Source organism: Gimesia panareensis (assembly GCF_007748155.1).
Classification (GTDB): domain Bacteria; phylum Planctomycetota; class Planctomycetia; order Planctomycetales; family Planctomycetaceae; genus Gimesia; species Gimesia panareensis.
Genome location: NZ_CP037421.1, coordinates 700,762 through 715,446 on the forward strand (window position 1 = coordinate 700,762; position 14,685 = coordinate 715,446).

Below are 14,685 nucleotides of genomic sequence, written 5' to 3' on the forward strand. Positions count from 1 at the left end.
GATCAACAGGGTACTCAGAGACACCGAGAATCCGTACAATAGAATTTTCGTCTGGCTCTATGATCCACGGCTGGACTGCGGGGGTGATTCCCTGAGACGGCGATCTGCTTTCCTGCATTCAGGAACTGCTCCTGGCGGGGAGGTGAAGCATCAGCCGGAAATCTCGGTTACTTTTTCTTCAGCTTCCGGGAAGTTCACGCCATGATGGATATCAGAGAATTCGAAATCAGGGATCAGCCTGCTGTTATCGAGTTGTGGAACGAATGCCAGCTGGTTGTACCGTGGAATGATCCTGCCAAAGACATAGAGAGAAAAATCAAAGTCGACCCGGACCTGTTTCTGGTCGGTGAACTATCTGGTTTGATTGTCGCGACAGTGATGGGTGGTTATGAAGGTCACCGGGGCTGGATCAACTATCTGGCGGTGTCGCCGGCTCACCAGCGAACAGGACTGGGGCGTGCGATCATGGAGCAGGTGGAACAGCGCATCAGGGCCAGAGGGTGCCCCAAGATCAACCTGCAGGTGCGTGAGACCAACCAGGCTGTGATCGCATTTTACGAGTCGCTCGGTTACAACATTGATCCGGTTGTCGGACTGGGAAAGAGACTGGAGTCTGATCTGTAAGCGCACCGGTGAGACATGCCGGAGATCAGATCGAATGAATTCAAGCTTTAAGAACACTGAAACGATCAAGGACTAGCGAGGAATCATGTCAGAAGATGTATTTGCCGCACTGGAAGAGTTACAGCAGCAATCTCCGGAATCCGTGCTGGAACGGCTGATTGAAACGTTAACTGCTCAGAAGAACTACCATCGGCTGTTTGATGCGCTGCTGATGCAGAAGAAACAGTCGATGGGGCTGGAAGTTCTGCAGCCGACCTCGTTTGATAATGTTCCCGAAGAACAGAAGAAAGAATTTGAGGAAGCCTACATCGAAGCGGCCCGGAAAGTCGGCAGCCTGTTTCTGGATGAGAAAATGTACTCTGACGCCTGGCTCTATTTTCAGACGATTCAGGAGCCTGAGCGGGTGACTGAGGAGCTGAGCAAAATCAATCCACGGACGGTGCCGGAAGACAAGGTGGAAGAACTGATCCAGGTTTGTGCATATGAAGGTGCGAATCCGGAAAAGGGGTTTGAGATCATGCTGCAGGCGAACGGGATCTGCAACACAATCACCGTGTTCGACCAGATGAATGCCCAGCTCAAGCCCGAGAGCAGGAAAAAAATCGCCCAACTGCTGGTAGATCAGCTGTACGCCGATCTGGTGCAGTCGCTGCAGTACCATGTGCAGCAGAAGCTGCCGATTGCACCGCCTGCGGATAATCTGCGGGAGTTGATGGCGGGTCGGGACTGGATGTTCGAAGGAGGCAGTTACCATATCGATGTTTCTCATCTGAACTCAGTCGTTCGTTTTGCGCGACTGCTGTCCGAAGAAGACCCGCATCTGGCGAAAGTGATTGAGCTTTGCGAATACGGCTCGCGCCTGGATCAGCAGTTCCAGTATCCGGGTGAGACGCCTTTTGAAGATTTTTACCCGGCCCACCTGCATTTCTTCAAAGCGCTGGTGGGAGAGGAGAATGACCAAAATCTGGCCATCGGCTATTTCGAAAAGAAACTCGAGATGGAGCCGGATGAAGATGACAAGCAGATGATTGCGTATGTGTTGATCGATCTGTTGACGCGACTCAAGCAGAATGAGCGGGCGATGGAACTGGCGGAGACTTACCTGAGTCAGTTTGAAGATCCCAATACGTTCTCCTTTACCAGCCTGTGTCGCCAGACCAATCACCTGGACGTACTGCAGAAAGTAGCACGGGGTAAGGGAGATCTGGTGACTTTCGCGGGTGCCCTGCTGGACGCTCAGAATAAGTCACAGCCCCAGGAATCCTGATCCCTGCCTGAAGAGAACGATCTATGTCTCACCTGCCCCAGAACCGAACCGCCTGGAACCGGTTGGCAGAAAACCGCAGCCAGTTTACGAAGGTGGCGACTGACGAAGAGTGTCGGAATCCACTGCAGACGCTGGACTCGCGCGGCTGGTTGCCTGCTTCGGTCGAGGGGAAGTCGGTACTCTGTCTGGCATCGGGGGGAGGCTGGCAGTCGATTCTGTATGCGGCGGCCGGAGCCCGGGTCACCGTGGTCGATTTGAGTAACAAGATGCTGCAGCTGGATGAGCAGGAATCACGTCGGCGCGGGCTGCAGGTACGGATTGTCGAAACGTCGATGGATGATCTGTCTGGTCTGCACGATGCAGAGTTCGATATCGTGCATCAGCCGGTGAGTACCTGTTATGTGCCGGACATCGAAGCGGTGTACCGCGAGGTCGCGCGCGTGCTGCGTCCGGGGGGACTGTATATCAGTCAGCACAAGACGCCGACCAGTCTGCAGTTGACACATCGGGATCAGCAGAACAGGTATGTGATCGGCCTGGAATATTATCAGCAGGGCGCTTTACCCAAAGTGGAAGATCGGGCCTACCGTGAAGAAGGAGCGACCGAGTACCTGCACCGCTGGGACCAGTTGGTGGGCGGACTGTGCCGCGTGGGTTTTGTGATTGAAGACCTGCGTGAGCCGCTGCGGGCCGATCCCAGTGCGCCGGTAGGGCACTACCGTTACCGGGGGCGTTTCGTCGCGCCTTACGTACGGATTAAGGCGCGACGCGTTTCGCAGGAAACCGGTGCGGGGGAACCGTCTGCACTCTGGGTCCCTTAAACGTGTGTCTTTATTCGGCGTCGTAATGGATCAGCGAGAAGACATCGCAGCCGTTCATTTTTTCGCGTCCGTTGAGGAATGCGAGTTCGATCAGGAAAGCACAGCCGACGATTTCCGCGTTGGAATGCCGGGCCAGCTCGATACAGGCGGAGATGGTACCTCCGGTGGCGAGCAGGTCATCGACAATCACGACGCGATCATCGGAGTGGATGGAGTCCGTATGCATTTCCAGTGAGTCGGAGCCGTATTCGAGTTCGTAGTGGAACGCCCTGGTTTCAAAGGGAAGTTTGCCCGGTTTGCGAATCGGGATGAAGCGGGCGCCAAGAGCCAGGGCCAGCGGAGCAGCGAAGATAAAACCGCGCGCCTCGGCGGCGAGGATGGCAGTGATCTGTTTGTCGCGGTAATAATCTGTCAGGCGATCGATCACGGCCTGAAAGGCGGCTGGTTCAGCCAGCAGGGGAGTGATGTCCCGGAAGAGAATGCCCGGTTTCGGGAAGTCGGGGATTTCGCGGATATAGTCTTTCAGATTGATCGAGTCATTCATTCTCGGTACTGGCTTTCTGAGTTTCAGAGGTAGATTTATCTGCCGCGATTGTTTCGGGCAGCTGCTTCAGATTTTTACGGGCGTTGGCAACGAACTCTTCAGCGGCCGGGTCATGCCCATAGAGGACGATGACGGCTCTCCAGACGGCGGCCGCTGCTTCATACTTTTTTTCCTGGAGTAGGGCATCTGCCTTCGACATGGATTGTGTGAGCATCACGTAGCGTTGTGCGGTTCGATTGGAATCTTGTCTTAAATCGTTGCGCATCTGAATGGCGAGATCGCGCATCTCTTTCTGGTCGCTGTTTTCCGGGAGCAGATCGATCAGCGCGGACAGGACGATTTCGGCCTGCATCAGATTCCCGGATTCGAGATAATGCTGGGCGAGGGTGATGAACCGTTGCGGCTCGGTCTGCAGCCCTGAACGCGATTTGCGTTTGGCAGTCATGCCTGCTTTGGACCGGAGCTCGTAGGACTGGATGCGGTTGAGATATCCTTTAATCTGGTCCTCGTTGACGCTGTTTGGGTTTTCCAGCAAGGGAAGCAGATATTTGTCCCGGGCCGTGTACCATTCCGGGCCTTCCGGCTGCTGCATGATCTGCCTGGCCTGTTGTAGCATCTCGTCGGGGGTCAGTTCACGTTCCTGGAACCAGAAATAGCCTCCGGCAATCAACAGTGCCAGCAGGCCGAGCAGGAACCAGGTGTTGTCCAGCAGTTGAGTCAGGCGGGAACCGGTACTCTCGGACTCAAGCTGGGCCCGCATCAGTCCCTGCATCAGGGTGCCTGTGCCGGCTTCGTGTTCTGAGACAGAGGCCTGCGCCTGGGTGGGGGTGACTGTGTCTTCACTGTTGCCGGAGAGGGCGTACGTGTCTTCCGAGGTTGACATCTCATACTTGTTGATGACTTCCTGCAGACGGCGGGAGAGCACATAGGCATCGGGGTAGCGTTTCTGAGGATCCTTTTCCAGGAGCTTGCAGACGATATCTTCGAGCCAGACCGGCAGATCATCCACGTAATGACTGGGGCGATCGAACTGACCGTACTTCTGTTTCTGGATGATGGCCAGCATGGTTTTGCCGCTGAACGGGGGGCGGCCGGTCAACATGACATACATGACCGCGCCGAGAGAGTAGAGGTCACTCTGTCGGGTGACCCGTTTGCCTTCCGCCTGTTCGGGCGACATGTATTCGGCAGTGCCGATGATCCCCCCGGTGACCGTCAGTTTTTCCGTGGCGAACAGCTGGGCGACTCCGAAGTCGGCGAGCTTGACCGTGTTGTCATCTTTGAGAATGAGATTGGATGGTTTCAGATCGCGATGAATGATGCCGGCATCGTGGGACGCTTTGAGAGCAGAGCAGATCTGAATGGAAATCTCGACCACGGTTTTCCATTCGATTCGTTTGTCGCGTCGGAGGCGTTTGGTGAGCGTTTCGCCTTCGACGTATTCCATGACATAATAGTAGATATCATTTTCCACGCCGCTGTCATAAAACTCGATGACATACGGGTTGTGCATTTTCTTTAAGGCTTCGATTTCACGATGGAAGCGTTCAACGAAACCGGCTTCGCGGGCCAGCGCACTGGGGAGGATTTTGATTGCAACCTGCTGATCGGTGTGGACGTTGGTTGCCAGGTAGACGGAACCCATGCCGCCGGCCCCGATTTTTTTTCCGATCAGATATTCGCCCAGCCGTTCCGGGGCTGACTCGTGTTCGTGCTTATTCAAGGTTGCTGCTCGGTTTGATGTGTGTTTGTCGTCGGGGAAAAGCGTTGTCAGACTGTCTGTTGTTCAGTGTCAGGAGACAGGCTGAAGTCTATAATCTCAGCAAGCGAAATGAAAGACGATTTCAGTACACTCTATTATGGATGAATCCATGTCTGATGCAAGAAGGAAGGCGGTTCTGCTGATCGCGCACGGCAGTCGGCGGGAAGCAGCGAATCAGGACCTGGTCCGACTGGCTGAGATGCTCCGCGAGCGGTCCCTGTTTCCGATCATTGAAATTGCCTATCTCGAACTGGCTGAACCGACAATTCCCGAGGGAGCACAGCGCTGCGTCACAGCAGGGGCGGAAGAGGTCCTGATGCTGCCTTATTTTCTCTCAGCGGGAGTGCACGTGCAGAACGATCTGGAACAGTATCGCGGTGAATTCAATACTCAGCATCCCGGGACCGAATTCAAGCTCTGTGCCCATCTGGGTCTGCATCCGCTGATGCTGGAGATTGTGCTGGACCGACTGCGGGAAGCAGACGCAGGCTGAGGCGCGCAGCCGGGCTGGCGGTGACAGTTGTATTAATCTCATAAAAAAAGGACGCTCCAGGGAGCGTCCTTTCTTCTCGCAATGAAAACCAGTTTTTCAACTAGTTGGTTTTTGTCTCAGCAATCTTGCCGAAGGCCTTGAAGGTGATCGGCTCACCACGACCGGCGATGGTCACGGTGAATTCTTCTGAATAATCGCCTGGTTTGTCAGGAGGCACGATGGTCAGTGGCAGCACGTGGATCGGCTGTGCCGCTTTCGGCATGCGGATTTTGAATGCTTCGTCGTTGGATTCGCATTCAATTTTTTCGATTTCGAAAGGCTTCTTGCCCCGCATGACGACATTGACGGTCTTTTCCTGACCGGGAACCATCATACCCAGCGAAACGATTTCGGGGGTGATGGTGATGTCAGATTCGACCCGGGCTTCGACCAGCAGAGGAACGGTTTTGAAATTCACATCGTTGGTCTTCAGGATGAGCTGTTCCCGAACAGGGCCCTTGGGGGTTTTGGGGTCCAGTGTCAGAATCACGTTGTAGTTGACGCGTCCGCCACCCCGATTCGTTTCAACGGCTTTGGCTGTGATGTGGGGGTTACGGGATTCGATCCCGGTGAGCGCCCAGTCTTCACGTCCCGCATAGGCGAGGGCCACAGTGGTTTCAGCGCCCTTACCGACTTCGACTGAGCCGAAGTTGGCAGCACCGGGTGTGAACACAACATCGGTACGAATGTAGGAAGTGATCGGAATCCGAATCTCGGCATACTGAGGCGCGTCAAAGGTGACGATCACGTTGGAATCTTTGCGACGCTGGAAGCGGGCGGTGTCCATTTTGACCTGGATGTAACCTTCTTCTCCACTTTCGAGGATACTCTTGGAAGGCTCGGCTGCAGAACAGCCACAGGTGGTACGGACGTTGGAAATGTGGACGGGGTCTTTATAAATATTTTTAATTTTCAGACGGTATTGAGCATCGGAACCGCGGGCGATGACGCCGAAGTCGATTCTGTCTTTGTCGAACATCTTCTGAGCCCAATCCTGGCCGAAAGAAGTCGAGACGTTCAACACAAACAGACACAGGCTCAGAATACCAAACCGGAAAATACAAGTTCTTAACATTATTGAATCTCACTTCTGCAAAAAATGAATTAACTTCGATGTATCACTCAAGTCGAGGCACTGAGACTGGTCTTGATCAACCAGGGACGAAAACCGACTTCCAGCACACAACTCTTACATCATTATAGTGCAGAATCCATTCACAGAGACGTTTCACACTATTTGTAAAAACGGGCTCGGTAGACTGATGACTGTTTTTGTGAAAGTTCAACAACAGTCCAGATGCACAAGCCTGAATCAGTTAGCCAGAATTATACTGCGTTTCTGTTTCTGGGATCAAATTTGAGATTCAGAACATCAGTAAATGGCATGTGTGACAAATACATCAGTCGGCATCGACACTTTGGTTGTGGCAATTTAGTTCGCATACGTTGAATTGTCAATGTTGTCTCTTTTCAGCTGACATTGCTGGTCTTCGCCGGATTAAGTGGCGTAATCGAACCCGGTTCAGCTGCTCTGATGCGGATGTTTACGATCTCACAAACAGTTTCCATAACTGGCTTTGAGTGCTTACTACCTGCAAACGGTATTTCCAGTACAACTGGTGAAAATCCATTCAACTGTCTTCTCTAGCCATCGGTAGAAGCTACATCTTAACAGGCTTGTCTATAACTGGTGTATTGGTTTATTTACCAGTTCGTCAGGACGCCTATAGCAGTTCAGCTCCGCAGCAGAAAAACAGTGTTTCTCTGAAAACGTACCGGCACCGCAACCGCGGAGTGATAGGCTTGAACTGCGAGTGGACTTCCACTCACGACAAATACAACCGCTGGTTCCCGCCGGTTCCAGCGTCATGATAAGAAAGAGGGGAGCTCTTTCGCTATCAGGCCGGTCTGCTTCTGAGAGGAATGCCAACTGGTCCGTTTCATACCAAAGTGTGTTCGCGTGTTGTTGATTCAAAATGGATGTGTATGAGAAATGTCACTGTCTGCGCCATGGTGGCGGGAACATCGGTTCGGTCTCATTCAATCAGGGAGCTATAGATTCAGATGATAAATAGAAAAACTGCCAGGGCAGGTCTGACCGGACTGCTTGTGCTGGGAATGTCCTGCCTGGTGATCTCTGACCGGCTTGAAGCGGGTCATCATTGTGGTCACTGCAAGATGGGCGGTCTGTCAATGTTCCATAAGGGAGCGTGCTGCAGTCCGTGGCGTCTGGGGCATAAACATAAATGCGGTCACAAGCATAAATGCAGTTCCGGCTGCGGGGGAAGTTCCTGCGGTTGCGGAGACTCTTTCGTTGATCAATATTATCAGGGAGCCGTTTATGGTGTGGGAAACATTTCGCGCGGTGGTTGCAAGTCGTGCCAGTCTGGAGGTGCTGTTGCTGGTCCTTATGGGATGCCAGCCGGTGGCGGTTTCGCGCCGCAGGCGGGTTTGATTCCTGCTCCGGCAATCCGTCCGACCATTCTGCATTATCCGGGAACGCGGGGGACTGCCTTCGAGCGTCCGACGCGGATGATGCCGGCTGACGGTCCTGAGGGGCATCCCCGAGATGCCGGCCTGGATATCTATGCTCCAGGGGCGACCGACATCCGGGTGGTGGCGTTGAACCGTCAGCGAGATGAAATGGTGGGATATCGCGATCCTGCAAATGATGATATCTGGGAGTTCGTGACCAAGCGTCCGTTGATTCCCGGCATTCAGCATGTCTATCAGGTCTATGCGATTTTCCCCGAGACGGGAAATGTTCCCCAGACCCGACGGGTCCGTCTGATAATGGGACGAATCGTCGAACTCAGTTACAAACCGTATCCTCCAACTGACGGCACCCATCGCTAAGCTAAGGTGCCGGGGTCCGGAAGAGTTCCTGTCAGCTCGAGCCAGGAACCTCCGATCCTGTTCGACTTGATTCCTCCCTGTGCACGCACGCCCTGTCCGGAACGTGGTAGTTTCTGATGGATGAAGTCTGGCCGCTGGTTAGCCAGCAGGCTTCATCTCAGCTATCATGTTCGGGACGGGGCGTGCTTTGTATCTGGCATCGCCCGCGCTTTCATTCTGCCGGAACCGGGAAGACAGGCTGATTCGTGAACGAGGTTGACTATCTGAGAATGATCTCAGGCGCGCGTCGGGACTGGCGTGCGTTGTGCCTGAAACCCTGCCTCAGGTTTCTCAGCCTGTTCTATGGTGCCGGAGTCGCGGTGCGGAATCGTCTGTTTGACTGGAGGCTGAAACAGCCTCATTCTGTCAGCGTGCCTGTGATCAGCCTGGGTAACCTGACAACCGGAGGCACTGGAAAGACACCGTTGGTGGCTTATCTGTCGCAGTGGTTTCATTCGCAGGGGGTGCCTCTCGCACTGCTCAGCCGCGGCTATCGCGCACTGCCCGGTGAAGCGAATGATGAGAAACAGCTACTGGATCGACTCTGCCCGGAAGTACCTCATTATCAGAATCCGGATCGCTGTGCCTCCGCGGCACGGGCGATCGCAGCCGGTGCACGGCTGCTGATTCTGGACGACGGCTTTCAGCATCGCCGGCTGGCCCGGGACCTGGATATAGTCCTGATCGACGCCGTCAATCCGTGGGGTTATGGCCATCTGTTGCCACGGGGACTGTTACGGGAGTCGAAGTCGGGGCTCAAGCGGGCCGGGTTTGTTTTATTGACGCGGGTGGATCAGTGTGACGCTGCTGCTCTAGAGCGGTTGACCGCCGAGGTGAAACGCTTCGTGCCCGTGGAACGGATCGCGCAAGTGCGTTTCTGTCCGCAGCGGCTGTTGAATGTGGCTGGTGAAACCCGGGAACTGGAGGAAGTGGTTGGGAAACAGGTGTGGGGTTTTTGTGCGATTGGCAATCCGGAGGGTTTTCGGCAGACGATTGTGGATGCGGGGGGACAAGTCTGCGGGATGCGGGTGTTTGCAGATCATCATCACTACACCAAGGATGAGTTGCAGGAAGTCGGCGTGCAGGCGGAGCGCGCGGGGGCAGAATTGATCCTGACCACGGCAAAAGATCTGGTAAAAATCAGTGAACAGAGATTGTCAGGGCTTCCGGTCTGGGCGGTCGATATTGGAGCCGAACTTGTGCAGGGGAGAGCAGCTTTCGAGGAAATCCTGCAAAAAACGGTAGAGTCCAAGGTGGATCATTAAAGCGGTGAAGGACTTCCGTAGTCCGGTTTTGAGGGAAAAGCTGCCGGAAAACCAATATATATCGGCAGATATGAGTCTCAAGATCCCGAAATTTGCGGTAATCCTGTTTCAGATATACTTGATTTTGGTTCTGCGTTCTGTCATCCTGAGTTAAGAAGAAGCTTCACACAATGCAGGCAGTTTACCCGGATAACGGAAATTACCTGCCAAAAACCTACCAAAAACCGGGCCGCTTGTACCTGATGTGGTAACCGTGTTCCTGCCTCCACCATTGGTCTGTTCAATCATAATTCAAATAAACGAGGTGTTTAAGTTATGCAAAAGAAGAATATGAGCCAGATTCTGCTCGCCGCAATTTTAATTTCTGGTCTGAATTTTTTGGTTCCCGGTACTGCATCCGCTGCCGAATGGGGGTCGATCACAGGTAGATTTGTCCTTGATGGTACGGTTCCGGAGCCTGTGGTTCAGCGGAAGAAAGGTGATCCGACTGTCAAAGATTCTGCGGTTTGTGCCGCGACTGACCACCTGTCGAAGGACCTGGTTGTCAATCCTGATAACAAAGGGATCCAGAACATCTTTCTGTACGTGTATAAGCCCAAAGAGATTCATCCTGACCTGAAAGAATCAAAAAACAAAACTGTGGTCTTCGATCAGAAAGGCTGTACTTTCAAACCACACGCCCTGATCGTTCGGACCGACCAGAAGGTGATTGTCAAATCCGATGATCCCGTTGCTCATAACACCCATACCAATCCGCTCAGGAATGAAGCCGTCAACTTCATTCTGGCTCCGAATGATCGTGAAGGAAAAGAAGTCTCCAATCCGATCCCGGAAATCCTGCCTATGCAGGTGAAGTGCGATATCCATCCCTGGATGACCGCTTACTGGTATGTCGTCGATCATCCATATGCTGTTGTTTCGGATGCCGATGGTAAGTTCACCATCAAGAATCTGCCCGCCGGAAAACAGACTTTTCGGATCTGGCATGAAAAGAAAGGTTACCTGGATCGGCGTTACAACGTGACTGTCAAGCCCGGCGAAACTGTCGACCTGGGTGAGATCAAGTATAAAGCAACTGATTTCTAATAAGCTCTCTGTGTTAACAGAGAACGTTCAGACCGGGGCACGTCCAGCAGGGCGTGTCCTTTTTAATGCCCGTTGCCCTGTAGCTGAATGATGGTGGGGTCGTCTTAGCCATGCATAAACCGCGCGGATGCATCGCTCTGCTGGTACTGGGAGCGATTTGTTTTTCGGCAGAGAACAGTCCGGCTCAGATTGAGTCGCAGGCTGCCGCCGGGAAATTCCGCGAATCGGTTTCACTGGATGTGAACAACGCGGTGCTCAAGAAAATGGGTTCCGTTCAGGATTTTCTCGCAGGGGCGCAGTGGGAAGATGCCGTCAACAGCCTGATCCAGATCTCTGCAGAATACGGGGACACACTTTATCCTGAGTCCCCGGGGCGTTACCTGCGGGTTGCTGAATATTGCCAGAACCTGCTGGCGGGTTTTCCTCCGGAGGCCATTCAGATCTACCGGGAGAAAGTCGATCCGCGTGCTCGACGGTGGCTGGAAGAAGCGGAGACGCAGTCGTCTGTCGAACCACTGCTGCAGATCGTTGATCAGACACTGATGAGCAGTTACGGCGATGATGCGCTGTATCGCCTGGGGGAAAGGGCTTGGGAGCGTGGCGAACTGGGGCAGGCGCGCGATTACTGGCGGAAACTGTTGCCACCCCCGCCCGGTGCCGAGGGAGTCGGAGATGCCGGTCTGTTTTATTACCCCGATTCTGATCTGCCTGTGCCCCCGATTCTGGCCCGTCTGATACTGGTCAGTTTTTTCCAGGGAGATTTTGAGCGGGCCGCGGCAGAACTGGCAGTTTTCCGTGAACGGTATCCGCAGGCAGTGGGATCGCTGGCAGGCCAGGAGGGGAATCTGGCCGAACAACTGACGAAGATACTCTCCGACCGCAGCCAGGTATCGTTGCCGAAAGATCAACGCGAAATGCAGACCTTCGCGGGACATCAAACCCGTAATTTCCGGGTCGGTCACCAGCTTGATGTGGGGGCGGCGGCCTGGTCGTTCCGGGTTCCCCTGGTCTGGAGCCAGGAGTACACGCGCAAACCTGCCTTCGGTCAGCGGGTTCCGCCGGGACTGTTTCCGGTAGTGAACGGGGAGCACGTTTTCATTAATGATTCCGAGCGGATCTATGCGTTGAACTGGAAGACGGGAGCACCGGCCTGGTCCAATGATCCGCAGGCCAGTCCGATCATTTATCCCTCGGTATTGCAGGGGGCCGTCCGGCTTCCGTTTCGGTCTGTGGTGGGCGTGCCCCGGTTTACCATGACAGTGGCCGACGGTCGGCTGTATGCCCGCATGGGTTCGCCCGTCACTTCCGTCGCGAAAGATGAGCGGCTGGGACTGTTTTCTGAACTGGTCTGTCTGGACCTGGCGCAGGGTGAAGGCAAGCTGCTCTGGAAAATCTCCTCCGCCGAGCTGCGCGAGCAGAACTTTGTCTGGTCTTTTGAGGGGGCGCCCGTTGTTGCGGGAGACCGTTTATTCGTGGTACTGCACCGTGGTTTTCCGGAAGTGCAGACAAATGTCGCCTGCTTCTCGACCGAGACGGGAGAGATGCTCTGGAACCGGAAGGTCTGTCTGGCGCTGCGGAATATCGAAGAAGGCGTGAATTATATTACGCATCTGCTGCTGACGCTGGCAGAAGGACAGCTTTATCTGTCCACAGATATGGGAGCGATCGCCTCGCTGGATTCGCTGGATGGCAAGATCAACTGGGTCGTGACCTACCCTTCCGAAGAGGATGTCTCGCGTCGGGACCTGAGCGATCACATGACAACGGGGCTGGTCCCCTGCCTGTACGATCAGGGGATTCTGTTTGTCGCGCCTCAGGATACGCGGAGGCTGATGGCCTTTGATGCGACCTCGGGACTGCTGCTCTGGGAGCGGGACTGGCCGGAACAGATCCGTAACCTGCTGGGAGTGACTGCCACCACGCTGGTCGTCAGCGGGAATCAGTTGTTCGGCATCGATCGGACCAATGGTGCGCTGCGCTGGAAGACGGGATATCTCGACCCGGAAGGGTTCGGCTATGGTCGGGGCCTGCTGGCGGGGGACAATGTCTACTGGCCTTTGCGGGAAGAACTGCTGGTGGTTGATATCGAACGTGGACTGCTCAGGCAGAGAATCGCGTTGCATGCACTGCAGGGGACAACCGGAGGAAATCTGATCGTGGCCGGGGATCAGCTGCTGATCGCTCAGCCGCACAGAGTGACTGCGTTTGGGAATCACGGCATGGTACCTGTTTCCCCCGGTCAGAAAGAGAATCATTCTGCGACGAAGGCGCAGTCGCGTTGAATATGTAAGATGTAATGTAGATCCAACTCCAACTCTAACTTTAGACAAGGTGAATGACATGAAGGTATCGTATCGTAGTATGATTGGCTCGCTGTTGAGTCTGGTTTGTCTGTGCGGGCTGTCTACCAGTGCCAGGGGACAGGTCAATGCACCTCCCGGGAAGGTGGATGTCGGCGATTCTGCTCCCGCTTTCACAGCGAAGGATGATCAGGGTAAAGGCTGGAAGTCGACTGACTATGTCGGCAAGAAAATTCTGGTCGTTTACTTCTATCCCGCCGACATGACCGGTGGCTGCACCAAGCAGGCCTGCGGGTTCCGCGATGATATGAAGAAACTGCAGGGCAAGGATGTGGAAGTTGTTGGCGTGAGCGGCGATTCCGTGCGCAATCATCAGCTGTTCAAGAAAGAGTATGATCTGAACTTTACGCTGCTGGCCGACGAAGACGGCAGTGTGGCCAAGAAGTTTGGTGTGCCTCTGAAGAAAGGTGGAAGTATTGAACGGGAGATTGATGGCAAAAAGGAGAAGCTGGCCCGTGGCGTGACTGCCGCCCGCTGGACTTTTGTGATTGATAAGAATGGCAAAGTGGTCATGAAAAACACCAAGGTCAAAGCAGCAGAAGACAGCAAAGCCATTCTGAAGAAGGTCAATGAGCTGAAGTAGTCCTGTGCTGGATGCCGTATGTTTAGTAGGTAACAGCGGTTAAGAAGCGAACGCTCACCCGTAAAAATCATCATTCGTACTCGACAGTCAACCGGCTGAGGGCATACAATTGATGACGCGGGTGAGTTGCTTTTTTATCGTTCGTTACCAGGGAGAAAACCCATGTGCCGTAACCGATTCACTCAGATTCTGTCTGCCTCCGCCGCTGCACTGTTGCTGTCTGCTGTGATGCTGTCGGGCTGTGGGAAAACGGAAACGACCGCAGAGGGGCCACCCGCAGCGCCGGAAAGTGAGTTAGGAACTGCTACTGCCATTCCAGGCGCGGAAGCGTCTTCCGGTCAACCCGACCTGAGTCAGACCGAAACGGTCTCGTTTCAGTCAGGGATGGATGTGGGAGCGATTCCGATGCCTTTTGAGGTGGAAGATGTGACGGGGCCCAACAAAGGGGATACCCTGTGCTATCGCTGTCTGTACGGAGAGCGTCCGGTGGTGGGGATCTTTGTCCGGGAGCTGGACCCCAAGGCCGAAACGCTGATTCAGCAGATCGATCAGGAAGTGGCCTCACACCAGGCTGACAAGCTGGCGGCGTTCGTCGTTCTGCTCACGGATGACCCGGCGAAAGTGAAACCCGAGCTGAAAAAAATCGCCAGTGAAAAGAAGATTCAACATGTGCCCCTGACCGTCTTTGCCGGCACCGAGAGCCCACTGGGTTATAACGTAAAGAAAGAGGCTGCCGTGAATGTGATGCTCTGGGAAGGAGACGTGAAAGCGAACCGTGCTTTCCGTACCGGTGAGCTGGATGACGCGGGCATTCAGGAAGTCGTCGAAGATACCCGTTTGATGGTGAATTAGTTCTGTTGCCGAACATGAGGGTTCGGTCAGGGCCGGGAGATTCGAAACTCGCTCGAATCTCAGAGTTTGTAGACTTTAATACAGGACGTGAAAA

Annotated in this window: 13 protein-coding genes; 10 read left to right on the forward strand and 3 right to left on the reverse strand. The window is 54.2% G+C overall.

Annotated elements, in window-relative coordinates; all coding sequences use genetic code 11:
• The first annotated feature begins 204 nt into the window (after nt 1–204).
• The 3 genes from Enr10x_RS02685 to Enr10x_RS02695 all read left to right on the forward strand — a co-directional run bounded on the left by Enr10x_RS02685 (nt 205) and on the right by Enr10x_RS02695 (nt 2,712).
• Nucleotides 205–624 carry a GNAT family acetyltransferase gene (locus Enr10x_RS02685; protein ID WP_145452592.1) on the forward strand — a complete coding sequence of 140 codons (420 nt, stop codon included), beginning with the start codon at nt 205–207 and terminating at the stop codon, nt 622–624.
• 85 nt (nt 625–709) lie between these two features.
• Nucleotides 710–1,891 (forward strand): hypothetical protein, encoded by a 1,182-nt coding sequence (locus Enr10x_RS02690; protein ID WP_145448075.1) that lies wholly within the window; start codon nt 710–712, stop codon nt 1,889–1,891.
• A 23-nt stretch (nt 1,892–1,914) separates the two neighbouring features.
• Entirely contained in the window at nt 1,915–2,712 is a 798-nt protein-coding gene (locus Enr10x_RS02695) for a class I SAM-dependent methyltransferase (RefSeq protein WP_145448076.1), read from the forward strand.
• A gap of 10 nt (nt 2,713–2,722) precedes the next feature.
• On the opposite strand, the gene Enr10x_RS02700 is transcribed toward Enr10x_RS02695, so the two are convergent.
• A complete protein-coding gene (locus Enr10x_RS02700; RefSeq protein WP_145103753.1) occupies nt 2,723–3,256 on the reverse strand; it encodes an adenine phosphoribosyltransferase in 534 nt (177 codons plus the stop codon).
• Nucleotides 3,249–4,979: a serine/threonine protein kinase gene (locus tag Enr10x_RS02705; protein ID WP_145448077.1), complete on the reverse strand. Its 1,731-nt coding sequence runs from the start codon at nt 4,977–4,979 to the stop codon at nt 3,249–3,251. The genes Enr10x_RS02700 and Enr10x_RS02705 overlap by 8 nt, the downstream gene beginning before the upstream one ends.
• Before the next feature lie 136 nt (nt 4,980–5,115).
• On the opposite strand from Enr10x_RS02705, the gene Enr10x_RS02710 reads away from it, so the two are divergent.
• Complete coding sequence (locus tag Enr10x_RS02710) at nt 5,116–5,511, forward strand: sirohydrochlorin chelatase (RefSeq protein WP_145103757.1); 396 nt, start codon at nt 5,116–5,118, stop codon at nt 5,509–5,511.
• A gap of 100 nt (nt 5,512–5,611) precedes the next feature.
• Here the strand turns inward: Enr10x_RS02710 and Enr10x_RS02715 are convergent, their stop codons facing one another.
• Nucleotides 5,612–6,625 carry a DUF1573 domain-containing protein gene (locus tag Enr10x_RS02715; RefSeq protein WP_145103759.1) on the reverse strand — a complete coding sequence of 338 codons (1,014 nt, stop codon included), beginning with the start codon at nt 6,623–6,625 and terminating at the stop codon, nt 5,612–5,614.
• Nucleotides 6,626–7,965: 1,340 nt separating this feature from the next.
• On the opposite strand from Enr10x_RS02715, the gene Enr10x_RS02720 reads away from it, so the two are divergent.
• The 6 genes from Enr10x_RS02720 (at nt 7,966) to Enr10x_RS02745 (ending at nt 14,591) form a co-directional block, all read left to right on the forward strand.
• Nucleotides 7,966–8,406 (forward strand): hypothetical protein, encoded by a 441-nt coding sequence (locus Enr10x_RS02720; RefSeq protein WP_145448078.1) that lies wholly within the window; start codon nt 7,966–7,968, stop codon nt 8,404–8,406.
• Between the two features lie 245 nt (nt 8,407–8,651).
• Nucleotides 8,652–9,710 (forward strand): tetraacyldisaccharide 4'-kinase, encoded by a 1,059-nt coding sequence (gene lpxK, locus Enr10x_RS02725; protein ID WP_145103764.1) that lies wholly within the window; start codon nt 8,652–8,654, stop codon nt 9,708–9,710.
• A 315-nt stretch (nt 9,711–10,025) separates the two neighbouring features.
• A complete protein-coding gene (locus tag Enr10x_RS02730; protein WP_145103766.1) occupies nt 10,026–10,796 on the forward strand; it encodes a carboxypeptidase regulatory-like domain-containing protein in 771 nt (256 codons plus the stop codon).
• A gap of 110 nt (nt 10,797–10,906) precedes the next feature.
• On the forward strand, nt 10,907–13,078 hold the full coding sequence (locus Enr10x_RS02735) for a PQQ-binding-like beta-propeller repeat protein (protein ID WP_145103767.1): 2,172 nt from the start codon (nt 10,907–10,909) through the stop codon (nt 13,076–13,078).
• A 58-nt stretch (nt 13,079–13,136) separates the two neighbouring features.
• Nucleotides 13,137–13,739 carry a peroxiredoxin gene (locus tag Enr10x_RS02740; protein WP_232093212.1) on the forward strand — a complete coding sequence of 201 codons (603 nt, stop codon included), beginning with the start codon at nt 13,137–13,139 and terminating at the stop codon, nt 13,737–13,739.
• A gap of 162 nt (nt 13,740–13,901) precedes the next feature.
• Complete coding sequence (locus Enr10x_RS02745) at nt 13,902–14,591, forward strand: hypothetical protein (protein WP_145103769.1); 690 nt, start codon at nt 13,902–13,904, stop codon at nt 14,589–14,591.
• Nucleotides 14,592–14,685 lie beyond the last annotated feature (94 nt).